Source organism: Serratia sp. FS14 (genome assembly GCF_000695995.1).
Taxonomy (GTDB): Bacteria; Pseudomonadota; Gammaproteobacteria; order Enterobacterales; family Enterobacteriaceae; genus Serratia; species Serratia nematodiphila.
This window is the reverse complement of the sequence record NZ_CP005927.1, coordinates 854,422-873,600: the sequence shown is the minus strand read 5'-3', so window position 1 is coordinate 873,600 and position 19,179 is coordinate 854,422. Positions and strand designations below refer to the sequence as shown.

Here is a 19,179-nt window from a genome sequence, read left to right as displayed (position 1 = left end):
GGATAGCAAACTCTTACTGTTCTGTCTTAGAGGATAGGCGTTGATGATGCAGCGGCAGCCACAGCACCAGCCGCAGACCGCCAAGCGGGCTGTCTTCGGCCTTCACCCAGCCGCGATGCTGATTGACCGCCGCCTCGACGATAGCCAGGCCAAGGCCGGTGCCGCCGGACTCACGGTCGCGCGCCTCATCGGTGCGGTAGAACGGACGGAAGATCTGCTCGCGGTCTTCGGCGCTGACGCCGGGGCCGTCGTCGTCAACCTGGATAGTCACGCCCTGATTGTCGGCGCTGAACGCCACGGCGATGCGGGTGTGCGAATAACGCAGGGCGTTGCGCACGATGTTTTCCAACGCGCTGTCCAGCGCGCTCGCGTTGCCGAACAGCGTCCACGGACCGGGCGGCGCAGCGATCTCCAGCTGCTTGCCCATCTGTTCGGCTTCGAAACGGGCGTTATCCAGCACGTCGGCCCACAGTTCGTTGGCCTTCAACTGCTCGCGCGCCAGCTCGCCCTTCTGCTGCCCGCGCGACAGCGCCAGCAGATCGTTGATCATCGAATCCAGCCGTTGCGCTTCGGTTTCGATGCGCGCCAGCTCGTGGCCTTCGCCGTGGCGGCGGCGCATCAGCGCGGTGGCCAGCTGCAGGCGAGTCAGCGGCGTGCGCAGCTCGTGCGAGATGTCCGAGATCAAGCGTTGCTGGGCGTTCATCATGCGTTCCAGCGCGCTGACCATCTGGTTGAAGCTGGCGCCGGTGGCCAGAAATTCCTGCGGGCCGGCCTCCAGTTCCGGATGCTGCTTCAGGTTGCCGCGCGCCACGTCATCGGCGGCGTTCTTCAGCTTGCGCGCCGGTTTCGCCAGGCTCCAGGCCAGCCACAGCAGCAGCGGGGCGCTGATCAGCATGGTGACGATCAGCAGCAGCAGCGGCCGGTCGAACATCAGGTTGATGAAATCGGATTGCGGGCTGTTGGCGGGGCGGATCAGGTACAGCTGGTAGTTGTCTTCGCCGTCGCGCACCGCGAACGGCCCGACCAGTTCGACGCGGCCGTATTTTTTCTTCTTCGGATGATCCGAATTGTCGGATTGGCCGATGAAGTTGCGGACGATCTGCATTTCATTGCGCTGCGCGCCGATCACCCGGCCTTCGCTGGTGACCAGTAGCAGGCGTTGGCCCGGCGGCGCCCATTTGTCGATGGCGCGGAACAGGCGGCGCCACCACATTAGATCGTTGGCCGGATCGTTTTGCAACTCGGCCTCGACGTGCTGTTCCAGCATCAACCCCTGCCGCTGCTCGCTGTCGAGCAGCGAGGTCATTTGGCGGGAGTCGAGCTTGGGCACCATCAGCACCAGCATTAGCACCAGGGCTAACGTGAACCAGAAAATGGCGAAGATGCGTGCCGTCAAACTGTTGATCATGTTGCAGATACCATCAAATAACCACGCCCGCGCAGGGTTTTGAACCACGGATGCCCGTCTTTGCGATCCGGCAGCTTACGCCGCAGGTTGGAGATATGCATGTCGATGGCGCGATCGAACGGAGTCAGGCGTTTGCCCAGCACTTCCTGGCTCAGCAGTTCGCGCGACACCACTTGGCCGAGATGTTGCGCCAGCAGATACAGCAAGGTGAACTCGGTGCCGGTCAGATCCAGCACCTGGCCGTCGAAGCTGGCCTCCTGGCGGCCGGGGTTCAGCTGCAGGCCATCGACATCCAGCGTCGGGGCGCCGCTGTCGACCTGCTGCTGCTGTTCGCTCCAGTTGGAACGGCGCAGAATGGCGCGAATGCGCGCGACCAGTTCGCGATCGTTGAAGGGTTTCGGCAGGTAATCATCGGCGCCCAGCTCCAGGCCCAACACGCGGTCCAGTTCGCTGCCGCGCGCGGTCAACATGATGACCGGCGTCTGGTGATGTTGGCGCAGTTCTTTCAGCGTATCGATGCCGTTTTTCTTCGGCATCATGATGTCGAGCAGCAGCAGATCGACGGAGCTGTCCAGCAGCGACAACGCCTGCTCGCCATCGTGCGCGACGACGATATTAAAACCTTCCATTTCAAGCAGTTCTTTTAACAGCGAGGTCAACTCGCGGTCGTCGTCAACTAACAGAATCTTGTTCATTATGATTTACCTCCAGACGCAAAATACGTCATCAACTGTTGCCATTCCATGACTTTACGTAGTTTTACATGCACTGACGCAGGTTTTCAGGTGTGGCGGTACACTGCTCCTCGTTGATTCGCAAAGTGAGAAAGCTTGAGGAGTTGAAATGCGTAAGGTGACCGCATTAGTTATGGCATCACTGCTGGCAATTGGTTCGACCGCTGCCTTCGCTGCCGACACTATACCGGACACAGCCCAACCTCCCGGCAACGACGCGATGACCCGAATACCCGGCCAGCACCATATGTTCGACGGTGTCAGCCTCAGCGAACAGCAGCGCCAGCAAATGCGCGATTTGATGCGCCAGGCCCGGCACGATCTGCCTGGTGTCAATGTAGCTGAAATGGAAGCCATGCATAAACTGGTGACCGCAGAGAAATTTGACGAAGCCGCCGTGTATGCCCAGGCGGAAAAGATGGCCCAACAGCAGGTCAAGCGCCAGGTCGAAATGGCCCGGGTGCGCAACCAAATGTATAACCTGCTGACGCCAGAGCAAAAAAGTGTTTTAGACCAGAAACATCAGCAGCGCATGCAGCAGATGGAGCAACAAATTTCTGGTTTGCAGCAAGCTTCTGCCCAGAAGTGAAGTACGACTGAGTAGTCCCCTGTTTTTCCTTGCCATAGACACCATCCCTGTCTTCCCCGCCATGATGGCGGGGTTTTTTTATCCGACATTTCGCTATATTGAGCGCCATACCTTTTGACCGGGATCCCTCAATGGAACAGCGCTATGCACGCCTGGTAAAGTCCGCTGCGTTGGCCGCTACCGCGCTGGCGTCGTCGCTGTTGCTGATCAAAATCGTCGCCTGGTACCAGACCGGTTCTGTCAGCCTGCTGGCGGCGCTGGTGGATTCGCTGGTCGATATCGCCGCCTCGCTGACCAACCTGCTGGTGGTGCGCTATTCGCTGCAGCCTGCCGATGCCGAGCACACCTTTGGCCACGGCAAAGCGGAGTCGCTGGCGGCGCTGGCGCAAAGCATGTTTATTTCCGGTTCCGCCCTGTTTCTGTTTCTCACCGGCTTCCAGCATCTGTATGCACCGCAAACGCTGCGCGATCCCGGCGTTGGGGTCGTCGTGACGGTGATCGCGTTAGTCAGCACCCTGATGCTGGTCACCTATCAACGCTGGGTGGTCAGAAAAACGCGCAGCCAGGCCGTGCGCGCAGATATGCTGCATTATCAGTCAGATGTCATGATGAATGGTGCTATTCTTATCGCTCTTGGGCTAAGCTGGTACGGCTTCCAACGGGCGGATGCGCTGTTTGCGCTGGGCATCGGCGTTTACATTCTGTATAGCGCGCTGCGCATGGGTTATGAAGCGGTGCAGTCGCTGTTGGATCGGGCGTTGCCGGATGACGAGCGCCAGGCGATTATCGCCGTGGTTTCCTCCTGGCCCGGGGTGAAAGGCGCACACGATCTGCGCACGCGGCAGTCGGGGCCGACGCGTTTCATCCAGCTGCATCTGGAGATGGACGACACGCTGCCGCTGCGCGAGGCGCACCGGTTAGCCGATCAGGTGGAACAGGCGTTGCGGCACCGTTTTGCGGGGGCGGATGTCATCATTCACCTGGATCCGTGCTCCGTGGTGCCGCCGGGTAGGCAGGGGCATTGGGAGCTATAATCATATAGAGGCATAGCGCAAAGTATTATCATGAATATCTGAGTTAGCTCAGCGTGCCATGCGGTGTTTTAACCGTTATATTGCGTGACTTGAATCAATTCAGCTGGGTGTTTTTGATATAATATCCAGCAATAAGCCATAAAGCTGGTTTTCTGCAGCCGGAGAGGTTTCAAGACGATCGGCGGAGACAGAATTCTTAAGAAATTGCATCTACACAGTTCAGAGGTAGTCATGATCAAGAAAATCGGTGTACTGACGAGCGGCGGTGATTCGCCGGGTATGAACGCTGCAATCCGCGGCGTTGTGCGTTCTGCGCTTTCAGAAGGTCTGGAAGTTTTTGGTATTTACGATGGCTACCTTGGCTTGTACGAAGATCGCATGGAGCAGCTGGATCGCTATAGCGTATCCGACATGATCAACCGTGGCGGCACCTTCCTTGGTTCGGCCCGCTTCCCGGAGTTCAGGGATGAAAACGTGCGTGCCAAGGCGATTGAAAACCTGAAGAATCGCGGCATCGACGCGCTGGTGGTGATCGGCGGCGACGGTTCCTACATGGGCGCCAAACGCCTGACGGAAGAAGGCTTCCCGTGCATCGGTCTGCCGGGCACCATCGATAACGATGTCGCCGGCACCGACTACACCATCGGTTACTTTACCGCGCTGGAAACCGTGGTGGAAGCGATCGACCGCCTGCGCGATACCTCCTCGTCGCACCAGCGTATCTCCATCGTGGAAGTGATGGGCCGTTACTGCGGCGATCTGACGCTGGCGGCGGCGATTGCCGGCGGCTGCGAATTCATCGTGCTGCCTGAAATCGAATTCAACCGCGAAGATTTGGTGTGCGAAATCAAGGCCGGTATCGCCAAAGGCAAAAAACACGCCATCGTGGCGATCACCGAGCACATCTGCGATATCGATGAGCTGGCGCGCCACATTGAGCAGGAAACCAAGCGTGAAACCCGCGCCACCGTGCTGGGCCACATTCAGCGCGGCGGTTCGCCGGTCGCCTATGACCGCATCCTGGCCTCGCGCATGGGCGCCTACGCCATCGAACTGCTGCTGCAGGGATACGGCGGCCGCTGCGTCGGTATCCAGAACGAAAAAATGGTGCACCACGACATCATCGACGCGATCGAAAACATGAAGCGTCCGTTCAAGGGCGACTGGCTGGAAACGGCGAAAAAGCTGTACTGATACGCCACTCACCGCACGACAAAAAAGCCTCCGCTCCCGGGGGCTTTTTATGCTCGCCGGTGACATATTCCAGAATCATCTATCCCAAAATTTTTTATTCTTTAGTTGCCGGGAAAGTTTCTGGCAGGCTCTGATGCTAAATCAACCGATTGAGGTTGCGCTTAATTTTCTGGGAGAGCCTGTCGATGCGTAAATGGGGTGTAGGTCTGACATTGGTGCTGTTGGCGTCCGGCGCCATGGCGAAGGATATTCAGTTGCTGAACGTGTCATACGATCCGACGCGTGAGTTCTATCAGGCTTATAACACGGCATTCAGCAAGCACTACCAGGCGGAAACCGGCGACAAGGTGACGGTGCGCCAGTCGCACGGCGGCTCCGGCAAGCAGGCGACGTCGGTGATCAACGGCATCGAGGCCGATGTGGTGACGCTGGCGTTAGCCTATGACGTCGACGCTATCGCCGAACGCGGGCGCATCGAGAAAGACTGGATCAAACGCCTGCCGGACAATTCGGCGCCTTACACCTCGACCATCGTCTTCCTGGTGCGCAAAGGCAACCCGAAACAGATTCATGACTGGCCTGATTTGATCAAGCCGGGCGTGTCGGTGATCACACCAAACCCGAAAACTTCCGGCGGCGCCCGCTGGAACTACCTGGCCGCCTGGGGCTACGCGTTGCATCACAACAACAACGATAAGGCCAAGGCGCAGGACTTCGTCAAAAACCTGTACAAGAACGTCGAAGTGCTGGATTCCGGCGCGCGCGGCTCGACCAACACCTTCGTTGAGCGCGGCATCGGCGACGTGCTGATCGCCTGGGAAAACGAAGCGTTGCTGGCGGAGAAAGAGCTGGGCAAAGACAAGTTCGAGATTATCACCCCGAGTGAATCGATCCTGGCCGAACCGACGGTGTCGGTGGTGGATAAGGTGGTCGACAAACGCGGTACCCGCGAGGTGGCGACCGCCTACCTGAAATATCTGTATTCGCCGGAAGGGCAGACTATCGCGGCACAGCACTATTACCGCCCGCGCGATGCGGCGGTGGCGGCCAAGTTCGCCGGGCAGTTCCCGCAGTTGAAGCTGTTCACCGTGGATGACACCTTCGGCGGCTGGACCGAAGCGCAGAAGGTGCACTTCGCCACCGGCGGCGTATTCGACGAAATCAGCAAACGCTGATGCCGTTTAAACGGCAATAAAAAACCCCGGCAAGCCGGGGTTTTTTTATGGCAAGCCTAAGGCAATCAGGCTTTTTTCGCTGCGGCAGCGGCTTTGACGATCACGGCGAAAGCGTCGGCTTTCAGCGAGGCGCCGCCAACCAGCGCGCCATCGATGTCCGGCTGGGAGAACAGCTCTGCGGCGTTCTTGTCGTTCACCGAACCGCCGTACTGGATGATGATTTCAGCGGCAACCGCGGCATCGTGCTTGGCGATGTGATCGCGGATAAATTTGTGCACGGCCTGCGCCTGTGCAGGGGTGGCGGATTTGCCGGTACCGATGGCCCAGACCGGCTCATAGGCGATCACGGTGCCTTTCATCGCCGGTGCGCCCAGCGTTTTCAGCACGGCGTCGATCTGGCGCGCGCATACTTCTTCGGTTTTGCCCGCGGCGTTTTCCGCTTCGGTTTCACCGATGCACAGCACCGGGATCAGGCCGGCTTCTTTCAGCACGGCGAATTTCTCGGCGATCACTTCGTCGCTTTCTTTGTGGTAGGTGCGACGCTCGGAGTGGCCGATGATGATGTACTGAGCGCCGACGTCTTTCAGCATGTTGGCGGAAACTTCACCGGTGAAGGCGCCGGACAGGTTAACGTCCACGTTCTGCGCGCCCAGCGCGATGCGGCTGCCGGCCAGCGCGTGCTTGGCCTGATCCAGATACATCACCGGCGGGGCGATGGCGACGCCACAGCCGTCAACGCTGCTCAGCTCATGGCGCAGACCGGCGATCAGTTCGTTGACCATGTGAGTGCTGCCGTTAAGCTTCCAGTTACCCATAACTAATGGATGACGCATGTTTTTTCCTCCAACTAGGGAACGCGAGAGTCGAAATGACAACTGCCGGACCGGCAGTTTACCTGCCCAACAGTATAGAGATCATTAAGCGCGAAGGCTTTGCTTTTCGTCATTAAATGCCGCGCCGTTACGGCTCGGAAAGCGCCAGCTTAATCGGTTCAACCGCGAAGGTGACGCCTTTATCGCCGTTGTCCGAGACGACATAGCGAATGGCGCCGACCTGCTGTTGGTAAAAGCGCGATCCTTTGCCTTTTTCCAGCAGGCTGTTCACCTTGTTCTGGCTCTGTTCCACCGTCAATGCCGGTTCGAACTGGCGCATCAGCGCCGCCATGTAGTTGATGGCGATGGCGCGCGCGGCTTTTTCTTCATTGGCCTGCTGCAGCGGCAGATGCGTGATCTGCAACGTTTTGATTTTGCCGGTGCCTTTCTCCAGTGCGGTGGAGGCGTACAGGTTTTCGTTGAGTTTACTGGCGGCGCGCGTCAGCAGCGGCGAATCGTCTTCGGCGGCGGGAATGGCGCGGAATTCGCCAATCGGCAGCTTGGGGTTGTCGCGATTGTATTTCTCGCGGAACTTGACCACCGTCAGATCGAAGGTCGGCGCCCCGGCCAGCAGGTAAGGCGCGGTCGGTTTCGCTTCGGCGGCGGGCGGTTCGGCCCAGGCGCTGGCGGCGGCCTGCAGCAGGCAGGCGATGGCGAGGGTTTTTCTCAGCATGGCGTATGGCATCAAGGACAAAGATGGCTCCGATTAAAGCGATAACCCGCAGGCCTTGTCAAAGATCCCACGCCATTATCGGTTCGCTGACGAGAAAGCTGTGCGGCGCGCCGCGTTATGCAAGGCGGAAAACTCGGCCCGGCAGCGCCTATGTTACACTGCGGCGCAGAATATGGGCAGGCTTAGAGCGCAGGAATCGATGACGTTACAACAGTGGTGTTTTTCTTTTAAGGGCCGCATCGGGCGGCGCGACTTCTGGATCTGGATGGGGCTGTGGTTGGTGCTGATGGCGGCGGCGTTTACGCTGGCCAATTATCAATTGATCGCCATCCAATCCATCGCCTTCTTTATCGTGGCGCTGCTGTGGCCGACGGCGGCGGTGCTGGTCAAACGTCTGCACGATCGCAACAAGGCCGGCTGGTGGGCGTTGCTGCTGATCCTGGCGTGGATGCTGGCGGCGGGCAACTGGCAAATGCTGGCGCCGATCTGGCAATGGGGCGTCGGGCGTTTCATCCCGACGCTGATTATCGTGATGATGACTATCGATCTGGGCGCCTTCGTCGGCACGCCGGGAGACAATCGGTTCGGCCCGGAAGCCGAACCGGTGAAGTTCCGCTGATCCTCGGGTTACCAGTAGTGCTCGCTGGTGATGTGGCCCGGTTTGCGGCGCAGGTGCTTGCGCATTTGGCGGTGGTCTTTCAGCGTTTGCTGGGTGTCCCGCACCATCTGCGGGTTGCCGCACAGCATCACGTGGCTGGTTTCGGCGTCGATGGTCAAGCCGATCGCCGCTTCCAGCCGGCCGTCCTCGATCAGCGCCGGCACGCGGCCGGTCAGTGAACCGGGCGTCTCTTCACGGCTGACGACGGTCTGGATGCGCAGCTTGCCGTTGTAGCGTTGCTGCAGTTGCTGCATCAGCGGCAGGTAGCTCAGATCGCGCGCAAAACGCGCGGCGTGCACCAGCACCAGGTTGTTAAAGCGTTCCAGGCCGACACCTTGCTGCAGAATCGATAAATAGGGGCCGATGGCGGTGCCGGTCGCCAGCATCCACAGCGTGTCGCAGTCGGGCACCTCATCCAGCACGAAGAAGCCGGCGGCTTCTTTGGTCACCATGACATCCGACCCTGGCCGCAGCTGATTGAGGCGCGGGCTCAGTTTGCCTTCCGGCACCGTCACCAGATAGAACTCCAGGTTGGCGTCATCGGGGGCATTGACGTAGGAGTAGGCGCGTTGCACTCGTTCGCCGTCGATCTCCAGCGCCAGTTTGGCGAATTGCCCGGCGGTGAAAGGATCGATGGGGGCATTGACCACCAGGCTGAACAGCCCGTCGGTCCATTGTTTTACCTGCGTAACCTTGCCGTTTACCCATTCAGCCATACTCTAAAGCTCCCGTGGTCGAATCAAATAAGCACAATGTCGTGAGCCGGAAATGGCGTGCGTGGTGCGCTCTATCCGATAGTCGTTGCCGAACAGGCGGTGAAACAGCTGCAGCTCGGAATTGCACAGGCTGCTGCAGTTGGAACCGGCCACGCCGATCGGACAGTGGTTTTCCACCAACAGCGCACCGTGCGGATGATCGAGCAATTCAGCCATGTAACCATCATGTTGCCGCAGACGCACCAATCGGGCTAACCGCTCTTGGTGGCTGCGCTCGGCAGACAGCTCTTCGGCATAACGCAGATAAAGCTGCTCTTCACGCGCGTTCAGCAACGGTTCCACGCCGGCGCCGCCAAACAGCCGCAGCGCGGATGCCCGCAGCCGTTCCTGATCGGCGGCCGCAAAAGCGTGCCCTCGCGCTGTCAGCGACCAGTAGCGCGTCGGGCGGCCGACCTTGCTGCGCGCTTCTTCGTAACAAACCAACTCACGTTTTTCCAGGGATTGCAGATGTTGTCGGATGCCCATCGGCGTGATGTCCAGACGCTCCGCCAGCATTTTGGCCGAGTGCGGGCCGAGAGCCTTTAACTGCAATAAAATCAGCTCAGGTGTTTTCATGAACCAAATCCCTATGGTGTTATTTTATTTCAAGTTGATGAAAATAATTATCGATTAAATGCTAAAGCGCGGCTACTGCAAGGGCGCTATTTTTAACTCCAAAGCGTTAGACGTACAGTTTAATTTACGAGCCTGGTCGGGTTTGCTGCCAGTGTGACCTGGATCAATATCTGCCTGAAACTCGCTAAAAAAATCAGATTTGATTAGTTTATGCCGCCATAGAGGGCTGCTCGCCGTTCTGGCTGCTGCAACGGCCATACCGGGACGCTGTGACGAGTTGAAACGTTAACGAAGATAATGAGAAAACTAGAGAATTTTCACCTGCTGGTGATGCTTATCCTGTTGGTCGCCGTCGGCCAGATGGCGCAAACTATTTATGTTCCCGTTATTGCTGATATCGCCCACGATCTGTCGGTTCGCACCGGCGCCGTGCAACGGGTGATGGCGGCGTATCTGCTGACCTACGGTTTCTCCCAGCTGATTTACGGGCCGATATCGGATCGTATCGGGCGCCGCCCGGTGATCCTGACCGGCATGATGATCTTCCTGGTCGGTGCGCTGGGCGCGCTGCTGTCCACCAACCTGACGATGCTGGTTGCCGCCAGCGCGATTCAGGGCATGGGCACCGGCGTGGCGGGCGTGATGGCGCGCACCATGCCGCGCGATCTGTATGCCGGCACCGCCCTGCGCTACGCCAACAGCCTGTTGAACATGGGGATTTTGGTTAGCCCGCTGCTGGCGCCGGTGATCGGCGGCGCATTGGCGATGGTGTTCGGCTGGCGCGCCTGCTACGCCTTCCTGCTGGCGCTGTGCGCCTGCGTCGCCTTCGCCATGTTCCGCTGGCTGCCGGAAACTCGCCCGGTGCAAACGGAAAACGTCGCATGCTGGCCAGTTTCCGCCAGCTGCTGGGTGACAGCACCTTCAGCTGCTATCTGGTGATGCTGATCGGCGCGCTGGCGGGGATTGCGGTATTCGAGGCCAGCTGTGGCGTGTTGATGGGCGGCGTGTTGGGGCTGAGTGGGCTGACCGTCAGCATCCTGTTCATTCTGCCGATCCCGGCGGCGTTTTTCGGCGCCTGGTACGCCGGGCGCGACGGCAAGACTTTCCACACGCTGATGTGGCATTCGGTGATTAGCTGCCTGCTGGCGGGGGCGATGATGTGGATCCCGGGCTGGTTCGGCGTGATGAACATCTGGACGCTGATCGTGCCGGCCGCGCTGTTCTTCTTCGGCGCCGGCATGCTGTTCCCGCTGGCGACCACCGGGGCGATGGAGCCGTTCCCTTACCTGGCAGGCGCGGCGGGCGCACTGGTGGGCGGGATGCAGAACATGGGGTCCGGTCTGGCGACCTGGCTGTCCGCCATGTTGCCGCAAACCGGGCAGTTCAGCCTCGGCTTGCTGATGTTCGCAATGGCGCTGCTGATCCTGCTGTGCTGGTGGCCGCTGTCCAATCGTATGCAGCATCAGGGGCATACCGCATAACGACAGGGCGCCATTCGGCGCCCTCATACCGTTGACAAAGGGGAGAAAAAGCGGGGTTTTTCTCCCCTTTGTGGTTATCAGCCGAAAATCAATAAATTGATTTTCCTTGTTTTTTATTCGCTGTTCTCTGCCAACACGGCAAGGGCATGAGGTTTGTCATCAATCATCAGGGCGCCATTCGGCGCCCTGTTTCGTTACAGCAGAAACTCGTGCAGCGCCGGGTCTTTGCGATCCAGATAGTGGGTCGAACGAATACGGCGGATGGTGCGCGACTTGCCGCGGATCAGCAACGTTTCGGTGGTGGCCATGTTGCCCTGGCGGCTGATGCCTTCCAGCAGATCGCCCTTGGTGATGCCGGTGGCGGAGAAGATCACGTTGTCGTTGCGCGCCATCTGATCCAGACGCAGCGCCTGGCCGGCTTCGATACCCATCTCCCGGCAGCGGGCCAACTCCTGTTCGCCGATGCGGCGGTTTTCGGCGCTGTCGCCTTTCACCTCATGACGCGGCAGCAAACGCGCCTGCATGTCACCGTCCAGCGCGCGGATCACCGCGGCTGAGATCACCCCTTCCGGCGCGCCGCCGATGCCGTACATCACATCGACCTCGCTTTCCGGCATGCAGGTGAGAATGGAGGCCGCTACGTCGCCGTCAGGAATGGCGAATACTCGCACGCCCAATTGCTGCATCTGCGCGATGACGCCGTCGTGGCGCGGTTTGGCCAATACAATCACCGTCAGCTGCGACAGCGGTTTGCCCAGTCGTTCGGCGACGTTCTGCAGGTTCTCGGCCAATGGCCGGTTGAGATCGATGGCGCCGCGCGCTGCCGGGCCGACCACCAGCTTCTCCATGTACATGTCCGGCGCGTGCAGGAAGGTGCCGCGATCGCCCACCGCCAATACCGCCAGCGCATTGGACTGGCCCATGGCGGTCATGCGGGTGCCTTCGATCGGATCGACCGCGATGTCGACCGCGTCGCCCTGACCGGTACCGACCTGCTCGCCGATATACAACATCGGCGCTTCGTCGATCTCGCCTTCGCCGATCACGATGCGCCCATCGATATCCACTTTGTTGAGCATGATGCGCATGGCGTGGACCGCCGCGCCGTCGGCGGCGTTCTTGTCGCCGCGTCCCAGCCATTTGTAGCCCGCCAGCGCGGCGGCTTCGGTAACGCGGGAGAATTCGATGGCTAATTCACGTTTCATGGCAAACCTGTCTGTGAGAAAGGGAGGAAAATATCGGCAAAGTCTATCACAGCGCGGTGGCGGCAGGGCGGGGCAAAAAAAAGCGCCGCCCGCAGGCAGCGCTTGTTGGCGAAACGGCAGCTTCGGGATTACTCGTGATCTTCCCATGCCTGAGCGCGAGCCACCGCTTTTTTCCAGCCGCTGTAGCGGTAGTTGCGTTCGGTGGTTTCGATGCTTGGGCGGAATTCACGCTCAACCACCGCTTTGCTCTTCACTTCATCCAGATCGTTCCAGTAGCCGATGGCCAGGCCCGCCAGGAACGCCGCGCCCAGCGCCGTCGATTCACGCACTTCAGGGCGTTCTACGCGGGTGCCGAGAATATCGGACTGGAACTGCATCAGGAAGTTGTTGGCGACCGCGCCGCCGTCCACGCGCAGCGATTGCAGGCGGGTGTTGGCGTCGGCCTGCATAGCGTCCAGCACGTCACGGGTCTGGAAGGCGATGGATTCCAGCGTGGCGCGGATGATGTGGTTGCTGTTGGCACCACGGGTCAGGCCGAAGATGGCGCCGCGGGCATACGGATCCCAGTAGGGCGCGCCCAGGCCGGTGAAGGCCGGCACCACATAGACGCCGTTGCTGTCTTTCACCTTGGTGGCGAAATATTCGGAGTCGGCGGCGTCGCTGATCAGTTTCAGCTCGTCGCGCAGCCACTGGATAGACGCACCGCCGATGAACACCGCGCCTTCCAGCGCATAGTTCACTTCGCCGCGTGGGCCGCAGGCGATGGTGGTCAGCAGACCGTTTTTCGAGCGCACCGCTTCTTTGCCGGTGTTCATCAGCAGGAAGCAGCCGGTGCCGTAGGTGTTCTTCGCCATGCCCGGTTGAACGCACAGCTGGCCGTACAGTGCCGCCTGCTGGTCACCGGCGATACCGGCGATAGGAATACGCGTGCCGCCCTTACCGCCGATGTTGGTCTGGCCGTACACTTCGGAGGACGGGCGGACTTTCGGCAGCATGGCGCGCGGAATGTCCAGCACTTCCAGCATGCGTTCGTCCCAGTCCAGCTCGTGGATGTTGAACATCATGGTGCGTGAGGCGTTGGTGTAATCGGTGACGTGTACGCGCCCCTGGGTCATCTTCCACACCAGCCAGGTATCCACGGTGCCGAACAGCAGTTCGCCGCGTTTGGCGCGCTCGCGGGCGCCTTCGACGTTGTCCAGGATCCACTTCACCTTGGTGCCGGAGAAGTACGGGTCAACCACCAGGCCGGTGTTGTGACGGATGTACTCTTCCAGGCCGTCGCGCTTGAGCTTCTCGCAGATGTCGGCGGTGCGGCGGCACTGCCAAACGATGGCGTTGTAAATCGGCTTGCCGGTCTCTTTTTCCCAGACGATGGTGGTTTCGCGCTGGTTGGTGATGCCGATGCCGGCGATCTGATCGGAATTGATGTCGGCTTTCGCCAGCACTTCTACCAACGTCGAACTTTGCGACGCCCAGATCTCCATTGGGTCGTGCTCAACCCAGCCGGCCTTTGGATAGATCTGCGGGAATTCGCGCTGCGATACTGCAACGATGTTGGCGTCGTGATCGAGCACGACGGCACGTGAGCTGGTGGTCCCTTGGTCGAGTGCGACAATGTATTTTTTTCTACAGTCATGGTAATTATCCTGCTGTTGTTAACCGTGTAAAACTGCACCCATCACGCTTTACGCTGCTGGGTCTTGGCGTCAGGCTCTTCTTCCGTCACGCAGACGTCGCACGGCAGGTGGCGGCCAATCAGCGCGCGGTAACCGAAAGCGCCCAGGCCACAGCCGACGATAGGGGCGAAGATCGGCACCAGGAAGTACGGGATGTCGCGTGCGCCGGTGAAGGCGACTTTGCCCCAGCCGGCCAGGTAGGCGAACAGTTTCGGCCCGAAGTCACGCGCCGGGTTCAACGCAAAGCCGGTCAATGGTCCCATGGAGGCGCCGATCACGGCAATCAGAATACCGATCAGCAGCGGCGCCAGCGGGCCGCGCGGAATGCCGTTGCCGTCGTCGGTCAGCGCCAGGATCAGGCACATCAGGATTGCAGCGATCACCATTTCTACCAGGAAGGCCTGGCCGACGGAGATGTGCGCGTTAGGGTAAGTCGAGAAGATGCCTGCCAGTTCGAGGCTTTCGTTGCTGCCGCGCACCATGTGGTGGGCCGCTTCGAAGTCGAAGAACAGGTTGTAGTACAGTCCGTAGACCAAGGCCGCGGCGCAGAAGGCGCCGGCGACCTGCGCAATGATGTAAGGCACCACTTTGCGCCCGTCGAAGCAGGCGAACAGCCACAGGGCGAGGGTGACCGCCGGGTTGAGATGCGCACCGGAAATGGCGGCGGTCAGATAGATGGCCATGGCGACGCCCAGGCCCCAAATGATGCTGATTTCCCACTGGCCGAAGCTGGCGCCCGCCAGTTTCAGCGCGGCAACGCAGCCTACGCCAAAGAAGATCAGCAGCGCCGTGCCGAGGAACTCGGCGATGCACTGGCCTTTTAATGTCGGACTGGTGGTTTGGCTCATAATGTTGGTGTCCTGCAAAACGGCGGTTGTTGGTTTATAGGCTCAGCCAGGTATACATCTGACCTATGGGCACAGTTTTTTCATCTCGTCCAATTATTGAATGAGGACGTGATGTAAATTTATCGTTAACGAACATAAACGAGAAATAGCGAAATCAAAATGTGTGTGGCGCGTCATAAAATTGAGCGATTTCGCGTCGTTTAGTGTTCTTTCTGAGCCATAAAAGTGTGATCTGACCAGTGGTTTAGCGAGGGGCGTTAACAACTCGCGGCGGCGGCGATGGGGATTTTCAGTTTTTGCTGATGGCGGGGGCAGGAAAATTGCAACAGACTGCGCGATGATCCGGTATGTTGCTAGACAGGCGGAGACTGGCTACTTACAATCGTTTTTAACGAATCGAGACCGGCGCGCCTTTCGTAACGGCGCGCGTCACTGAGCGCGATGCAATATTCGCAGTAGCTGCAGCCGACGTTGCGGCCGCTACTTATAGATGTACGCCTTGCTATCATGAGGGGACTGAAGCATGTCATTTGAAGTATTTGAGAAACTGGAAGCAAAAGTACAGCAGGCGATTGATACCATCACCTTGTTGCAGATGGAAATTGAAGAGCTGAAAGACAAAAACAACTCTCTGTCGCAGGAAGTTCAGGCTGCCTCCGGCAACCACGAAGCGCTGGTGCGTGAAAACCAACAGCTGAAAGAAGAACAGCACGTATGGCAAGATCGCCTGCGCGCGCTGCTGGGCAAAATGGAAGAGGTTTGATTCCTTACGCCATGCAGCAACGAAAAGGGCGCCTGAGGCGCCCTTTTTCATGTCCGAAAATCACTCGATGTCGAGCGGGTCTTCGGAGAGGATGATGCCGGTGTTGTCGGCATACAGGTGGTCGCCTGAGAAGAAGGTGACGCCACCGAAGTTGACGCGGATATCGCTTTCGCCCACGCCTTCGCTTACGGCACCCGCCGGGATCGCCGCCATCGCCTGAATGCCGATGTCGAGCTCTTCCAGATCGTCCACCTGGCGCACCGCGCCGTACACCACGATGCCTTCCCATTCGTTCTGGGCGGCCAGGCGCGCCAGTTCGGCGTTGATCAGCGCCCGGCGTACCGAACCGCCGCCGTCGACCAACAGCACGCGGCCGCGGCCGTTTTCTTCAAGCAGATCGAATAACAGGCCGTTATCCTCAAAGCATTTCACCGTGGTGATCTGCCCGCCAAATGAAGTACGCCCGCCAAAATTGGAGAACAGAGGTTCAACAACGTTCACCTCTTCATGATAGATGTCGCAAAGTTCGGAAGTATCGTATTTCATAGGATTTTACGTCTGTTTGCCGCAGGAATGTTCAGTATATCCCTTTATTCGCCCTGTTGGCAAAATCATCAGTTTTTAACTGAGCGCCACGCCGATGGCGAACAGCAGGTTGGCCAGCAACGCCGCCTTGACCATATGCTCCAGCATCGGCCGCATGCCGACCGGCGTCGGATCGCGCAGCACGCGCAGGCCGTGGCGCACCAGCAGCGGGATCGCCAGCACGAACAGCCAACCCCACGGGCTGTGGAGGTTGAACAGCGTGAACAGCGCGAAACACAGCACCGCGCCGCCGAGCAGCAGGGCGTGGTAAATGCGCGCCTTGTGCGGGCCGAGACGCACTGCCAGCGTATTCTTGCCGTTTTCGCGATCGCTTTCGATATCGCGCAGATTGTTGATGTTGAGCACCGCCGTCGCCAGCAGGCCGCAGGCGGTGGCCGGCAGCATCACGACGCTGTCGAAGGTGTGCGTCTGCAGATAGTAGGTGCCGGCCACGCTCAGCCAGCCGAAGAACACCAGCACCGAGATATCGCCCAGCCCCAAATATCCGTAGGGCTTGTTGCCGACGGTGTAGGTGATGGCCGCCACGATGGACAGCCCGCCCAGCACCAGGAAACCCACCACGTCGCTGGGTTGCTCACAGGCGACGGCGATCAGCGAACAGCCGGCGAGGGCGATCAGCACCACCGTCACCACCAGCGCCCGTTTCATCTGCGCCTGGGTGATCATGCCTTTCTGCATGCCGCGCAATGGCCCGATGCGATCTTCTTTGTCGCTGCCTTTGACCGCATCGCCGTAGTCGTTCGCCAGGTTGGAGAGGATCTGCAGCAGGCCGGCGGTCAACAGCGCCAGGAGCGCTACTTCCGGTTTCAGGCTACCGTGCCAGGCGGCGATTGCCGAGCCGACCACGATGGAGGCAAAGGCCAGCGGCAGGGTGCGGGGGCGTAGACTTTCCAGCCAGGCGGAAATCGGGGTGGTGGAGGTTGATGAGCTCATGTTTCGCTTCTGTGTCCGTTAGAAATAATTGTGGGAGGCAATGCCTCCCACACAGATGACTGACAAGACAATGATTGAGCGATTATAGGATAAAACGACTCAAATCTTCATCCGCCACCAGTTCATCCAGATGACTGCGCACGTAATCCGCATCAATTGTAATGGATTGGCCATTAATTTCACTCGCATCGTAGGAAATATCTTCCATCAGACGCTCCAGCACGGTGTGCAGACGACGCGCGCCGATGTTCTCGGTGCTTTCGTTGACCTGCCACGCGGCTTCGGCGATGCGGCGGATGCCGTCGGCGGTGAACTCGATGTTGACGCCTTCGGTGCCCATCAGCGCTTTGTACTGCTCGGTCAGCGACGCGCTCGGCTCGGTCAGGATGCGCTCGAAGTCTTCGGTGGTCAGCGCCTGCAGCTCAACGCGGATCGGCAGACGGCCCTGCAGTTCCGGGATCAGATCCGACGGATTGGCGGTCTGGAACGCGCCGGAAGCGATGAACAGGATGTGGTCGGTCTTCACCATGCCGTGCTTGGTGGACACGGTGCAGCCTTCCACCAGCGGCAGCAGATCGCGCTGCACGCCTTCGCGCGAGACATCCGGGCCGGAGCTTTGGCCGCCGCGCTTACAGATTTTGTCGATCTCATCGATAAACACGATGCCGTGCTGCTCAACCGCTTCGATCGCCTGCTCTTTCAGCTCTTCCGGATTCACCAGCTTGGCGGCTTCTTCTTCCACCAGCAGCTTGAAGGCTTCTTTGATCTTCAGCTTGCGCGGTTTTTGCTTCTGGCCGCCGAGGTTCTGGAACATCGATTGCAGCTGGTTGGTCATCTCTTCCATGCCAGGAGGCGCCATGATTTCCACGCCCATCGGCGCGGCGGCCAGATCGATTTCGATCTCTTTGTCATCCAGCTGGCCTTCGCGCAGTTTCTTACGGAATGCCTGGCGGGCGGCGGACGGTTCCTGATTTTCTTCCGGCTGGCCCCAGTTGTTTTTGGCCGGCGGGATCAGCACGTCGAGAATGCGCTCTTCGGCCAACTCTTCGGCGCGAGTGCGGTTTTTCTCGATCGACTGCATGCGCACCATTTTGATGGCGGCATCGGTCAGATCGCGGATGATGGAGTCCACTTCTTTGCCCACATAGCCCACTTCGGTGAACTTGGTGGCTTCAACCTTGATGAACGGCGCGTTGGCCAGCTTCGCCAGACGGCGGGCGATTTCGGTTTTACCGACGCCGGTCGGGCCGATCATCAGAATGTTTTTCGGGGTCACTTCGTGACGCAGCATCTCGTTGAGCTGCATCCGGCGCCAGCGGTTGCGCAGGGCAATGGCGACAGCGCGTTTGGCCTTGTTTTGGCCAATGATATAGCTGTCCAGTTCGCTGACGATCTCGCGCGGGGTCATTTCAGACATGGTATTCGATCCTTACGCTTTGGAAGGCAATTCTTCAATGGTGTGGAAATGGTTGGTGTAAATACAGATGTCGCCGGCGATGTTGAGGGATTTCTCAACGATGTCGCGGGCGCTCAGTTCGGTATTTTCCAACATGGCGCGGGCGGCGGCCTGGGCGTACGGGCCGCCGGAGCCGATGGCGATCAGATCGTTTTCCGGCTGCACCACATCGCCGTTGCCGGTGATGATCAGCGAGGCGGTTTCATCGGCGACCGCCAGCAGCGCTTCGAGCTTGCGCAGCATGCGGTCGGTGCGCCAGTCTTTCGCCAGCTCGACGGCGGCTTTCACCAGGTGGCCCTGATGCATTTCCAGTTTGCGTTCAAACAGTTCAAACAGCGTGAAGGCGTCAGCGGTGCCACCGGCGAAACCGGCGATCACTTTGTCGTTATACAGGCGACGCACTTTCTTGACGTTACCCTTCATCACCGTATTACCCAGGGTTGCCTGGCCATCACCACCGATGACGACCTGGCCGTTGCGGCGTACGCTTACAATTGTTGTCACGAGCAGACCCTCGTTAAAGACGGAAAGAAGTCCCCGCAG

The 19,179-nt window shown here is 59.3% G+C and carries 19 protein-coding genes and 1 pseudogene; 7 read left to right on the top strand and 13 right to left on the bottom strand.

The window, feature by feature from the left end:
- Positions 1–13: 13 nt before the first annotated feature.
- Positions 14–1,408, bottom strand: a complete 1,395-nt coding sequence (cpxA, locus tag L085_RS04020; RefSeq protein WP_015379421.1) for an envelope stress sensor histidine kinase CpxA — start codon at positions 1,406–1,408, stop codon at positions 14–16.
- The gene (gene cpxR / locus L085_RS04015; RefSeq protein WP_004931124.1) at positions 1,405–2,103 is read right to left on the bottom strand and encodes an envelope stress response regulator transcription factor CpxR; all 699 of its coding nucleotides are present in this window, start codon (positions 2,101–2,103) and stop codon (positions 1,405–1,407) included. The genes cpxA and cpxR overlap by 4 nt, the downstream gene beginning before the upstream one ends.
- Before the next feature lie 148 nt (positions 2,104–2,251).
- Here cpxR and cpxP point away from each other — a divergent pair, with 148 nt between their 5' ends.
- The 4 genes from cpxP to L085_RS03995 all read left to right on the top strand — a co-directional run bounded on the left by cpxP (position 2,252) and on the right by L085_RS03995 (position 6,134).
- Entirely contained in the window at positions 2,252–2,731 is a 480-nt protein-coding gene (cpxP, locus tag L085_RS04010; RefSeq protein WP_004931122.1) for a cell-envelope stress modulator CpxP, read from the top strand.
- 131 nt (positions 2,732–2,862) lie between these two features.
- Positions 2,863–3,765: a CDF family cation-efflux transporter FieF gene (fieF, locus tag L085_RS04005; protein ID WP_004931119.1), complete on the top strand. Its 903-nt coding sequence runs from the start codon at positions 2,863–2,865 to the stop codon at positions 3,763–3,765.
- A 231-nt stretch (positions 3,766–3,996) separates the two neighbouring features.
- A complete protein-coding gene (gene pfkA, locus L085_RS04000) occupies positions 3,997–4,959 on the top strand; it encodes a 6-phosphofructokinase (RefSeq protein WP_004931116.1) in 963 nt (320 codons plus the stop codon).
- 185 nt (positions 4,960–5,144) lie between these two features.
- The gene (locus L085_RS03995) at positions 5,145–6,134 is read left to right on the top strand and encodes a sulfate ABC transporter substrate-binding protein (RefSeq protein WP_015379419.1); all 990 of its coding nucleotides are present in this window, start codon (positions 5,145–5,147) and stop codon (positions 6,132–6,134) included.
- Positions 6,135–6,199: 65 nt separating this feature from the next.
- Here L085_RS03995 and tpiA read toward each other — a convergent pair whose 3' ends face one another.
- Positions 6,200–6,967 (bottom strand): triose-phosphate isomerase, encoded by a 768-nt coding sequence (gene tpiA / locus L085_RS03990; protein WP_025160373.1) that lies wholly within the window; start codon positions 6,965–6,967, stop codon positions 6,200–6,202.
- 127 nt (positions 6,968–7,094) lie between these two features.
- Positions 7,095–7,679, bottom strand: a complete 585-nt coding sequence (locus L085_RS03985) for a DUF1454 family protein (protein ID WP_021504458.1) — start codon at positions 7,677–7,679, stop codon at positions 7,095–7,097.
- Between the two features lie 199 nt (positions 7,680–7,878).
- Between L085_RS03985 and L085_RS03980 the strand changes: the two genes are divergently transcribed.
- Positions 7,879–8,298, top strand: a complete 420-nt coding sequence (locus L085_RS03980) for a DUF805 domain-containing protein (RefSeq protein WP_004931108.1) — start codon at positions 7,879–7,881, stop codon at positions 8,296–8,298.
- An 8-nt stretch (positions 8,299–8,306) separates the two neighbouring features.
- On the opposite strand, the gene fpr is transcribed toward L085_RS03980, so the two are convergent.
- Positions 8,307–9,053 (bottom strand): ferredoxin--NADP(+) reductase, encoded by a 747-nt coding sequence (gene fpr / locus L085_RS03975; protein WP_004931107.1) that lies wholly within the window; start codon positions 9,051–9,053, stop codon positions 8,307–8,309.
- Between the two features lie 3 nt (positions 9,054–9,056).
- Positions 9,057–9,668 carry an HTH domain-containing protein gene (locus L085_RS03970; protein WP_004931104.1) on the bottom strand — a complete coding sequence of 204 codons (612 nt, stop codon included), beginning with the start codon at positions 9,666–9,668 and terminating at the stop codon, positions 9,057–9,059.
- 297 nt (positions 9,669–9,965) lie between these two features.
- On the opposite strand from L085_RS03970, the pseudogene emrD reads away from it, so the two are divergent.
- Positions 9,966–11,149, top strand: a pseudogene (emrD, locus tag L085_RS03965) (multidrug efflux MFS transporter EmrD).
- Positions 11,150–11,343: 194 nt separating this feature from the next.
- Here the strand turns inward: emrD and glpX are convergent.
- The 3 genes from glpX to L085_RS03950 form a co-directional block, all read right to left on the bottom strand.
- The gene (glpX, locus tag L085_RS03960; protein WP_016929713.1) at positions 11,344–12,354 is read right to left on the bottom strand and encodes a class II fructose-bisphosphatase; all 1,011 of its coding nucleotides are present in this window, start codon (positions 12,352–12,354) and stop codon (positions 11,344–11,346) included.
- 128 nt (positions 12,355–12,482) lie between these two features.
- A complete protein-coding gene (gene glpK / locus L085_RS03955; protein ID WP_044030106.1) occupies positions 12,483–13,970 on the bottom strand; it encodes a glycerol kinase GlpK in 1,488 nt (495 codons plus the stop codon).
- 62 nt (positions 13,971–14,032) lie between these two features.
- A complete protein-coding gene (locus L085_RS03950; RefSeq protein ID WP_015379417.1) occupies positions 14,033–14,878 on the bottom strand; it encodes an MIP/aquaporin family protein in 846 nt (281 codons plus the stop codon).
- A 523-nt stretch (positions 14,879–15,401) separates the two neighbouring features.
- On the opposite strand from L085_RS03950, the gene zapB reads away from it, so the two are divergent.
- A complete protein-coding gene (gene zapB / locus L085_RS03945) occupies positions 15,402–15,641 on the top strand; it encodes a septal ring assembly protein ZapB (RefSeq protein WP_004931092.1) in 240 nt (79 codons plus the stop codon).
- A gap of 60 nt (positions 15,642–15,701) precedes the next feature.
- Here the strand turns inward: zapB and rraA are convergent, their stop codons facing one another.
- The 4 genes from rraA to hslV form a co-directional block, all read right to left on the bottom strand.
- Positions 15,702–16,187: a ribonuclease E activity regulator RraA gene (gene rraA, locus L085_RS03940; RefSeq protein ID WP_004931090.1), complete on the bottom strand. Its 486-nt coding sequence runs from the start codon at positions 16,185–16,187 to the stop codon at positions 15,702–15,704.
- A 75-nt stretch (positions 16,188–16,262) separates the two neighbouring features.
- The gene (locus L085_RS03935) at positions 16,263–17,180 is read right to left on the bottom strand and encodes a 1,4-dihydroxy-2-naphthoate polyprenyltransferase (protein ID WP_015379416.1); all 918 of its coding nucleotides are present in this window, start codon (positions 17,178–17,180) and stop codon (positions 16,263–16,265) included.
- 82 nt (positions 17,181–17,262) lie between these two features.
- Positions 17,263–18,597 (bottom strand): HslU--HslV peptidase ATPase subunit, encoded by a 1,335-nt coding sequence (hslU, locus tag L085_RS03930; RefSeq protein WP_004931086.1) that lies wholly within the window; start codon positions 18,595–18,597, stop codon positions 17,263–17,265.
- Positions 18,598–18,609: 12 nt separating this feature from the next.
- Positions 18,610–19,140 (bottom strand): ATP-dependent protease subunit HslV, encoded by a 531-nt coding sequence (gene hslV, locus L085_RS03925; protein ID WP_004931085.1) that lies wholly within the window; start codon positions 19,138–19,140, stop codon positions 18,610–18,612.
- Positions 19,141–19,179: the final 39 nt, after the last annotated feature.

Excerpts from the sequence above, each read along its gene's own strand:
- cpxA (WP_015379421.1), bottom strand. The coding sequence starts at position 1,408 with ATGATCAACAGTTTGACGGCACGCATCTTCGCCATTTTCTGGTTCACG.
- cpxR (WP_004931124.1), bottom strand. The coding sequence starts at position 2,103 with ATGAACAAGATTCTGTTAGTTGACGACGACCGCGAGTTGACCTCGCTG.
- cpxP (WP_004931122.1), top strand. The coding sequence starts at position 2,252 with ATGCGTAAGGTGACCGCATTAGTTATGGCATCACTGCTGGCAATTGGT.
- fieF (WP_004931119.1), top strand. The coding sequence starts at position 2,863 with ATGGAACAGCGCTATGCACGCCTGGTAAAGTCCGCTGCGTTGGCCGCT.
- pfkA (WP_004931116.1), top strand. The coding sequence starts at position 3,997 with ATGATCAAGAAAATCGGTGTACTGACGAGCGGCGGTGATTCGCCGGGT.
- L085_RS03995 (WP_015379419.1), top strand. The coding sequence starts at position 5,145 with ATGCGTAAATGGGGTGTAGGTCTGACATTGGTGCTGTTGGCGTCCGGC.
- tpiA (WP_025160373.1), bottom strand. The coding sequence starts at position 6,967 with ATGCGTCATCCATTAGTTATGGGTAACTGGAAGCTTAACGGCAGCACT.
- L085_RS03985 (WP_021504458.1), bottom strand. The coding sequence starts at position 7,679 with ATGCTGAGAAAAACCCTCGCCATCGCCTGCCTGCTGCAGGCCGCCGCC.
- L085_RS03980 (WP_004931108.1), top strand. The coding sequence starts at position 7,879 with ATGACGTTACAACAGTGGTGTTTTTCTTTTAAGGGCCGCATCGGGCGG.
- fpr (WP_004931107.1), bottom strand. The coding sequence starts at position 9,053 with ATGGCTGAATGGGTAAACGGCAAGGTTACGCAGGTAAAACAATGGACC.
- L085_RS03970 (WP_004931104.1), bottom strand. The coding sequence starts at position 9,668 with ATGAAAACACCTGAGCTGATTTTATTGCAGTTAAAGGCTCTCGGCCCG.
- glpX (WP_016929713.1), bottom strand. The coding sequence starts at position 12,354 with ATGAAACGTGAATTAGCCATCGAATTCTCCCGCGTTACCGAAGCCGCC.
- L085_RS03950 (WP_015379417.1), bottom strand. The coding sequence starts at position 14,878 with ATGAGCCAAACCACCAGTCCGACATTAAAAGGCCAGTGCATCGCCGAG.
- zapB (WP_004931092.1), top strand. The coding sequence starts at position 15,402 with ATGTCATTTGAAGTATTTGAGAAACTGGAAGCAAAAGTACAGCAGGCG.
- rraA (WP_004931090.1), bottom strand. The coding sequence starts at position 16,187 with ATGAAATACGATACTTCCGAACTTTGCGACATCTATCATGAAGAGGTG.
- L085_RS03935 (WP_015379416.1), bottom strand. The coding sequence starts at position 17,180 with ATGAGCTCATCAACCTCCACCACCCCGATTTCCGCCTGGCTGGAAAGT.
- hslU (WP_004931086.1), bottom strand. The coding sequence starts at position 18,597 with ATGTCTGAAATGACCCCGCGCGAGATCGTCAGCGAACTGGACAGCTAT.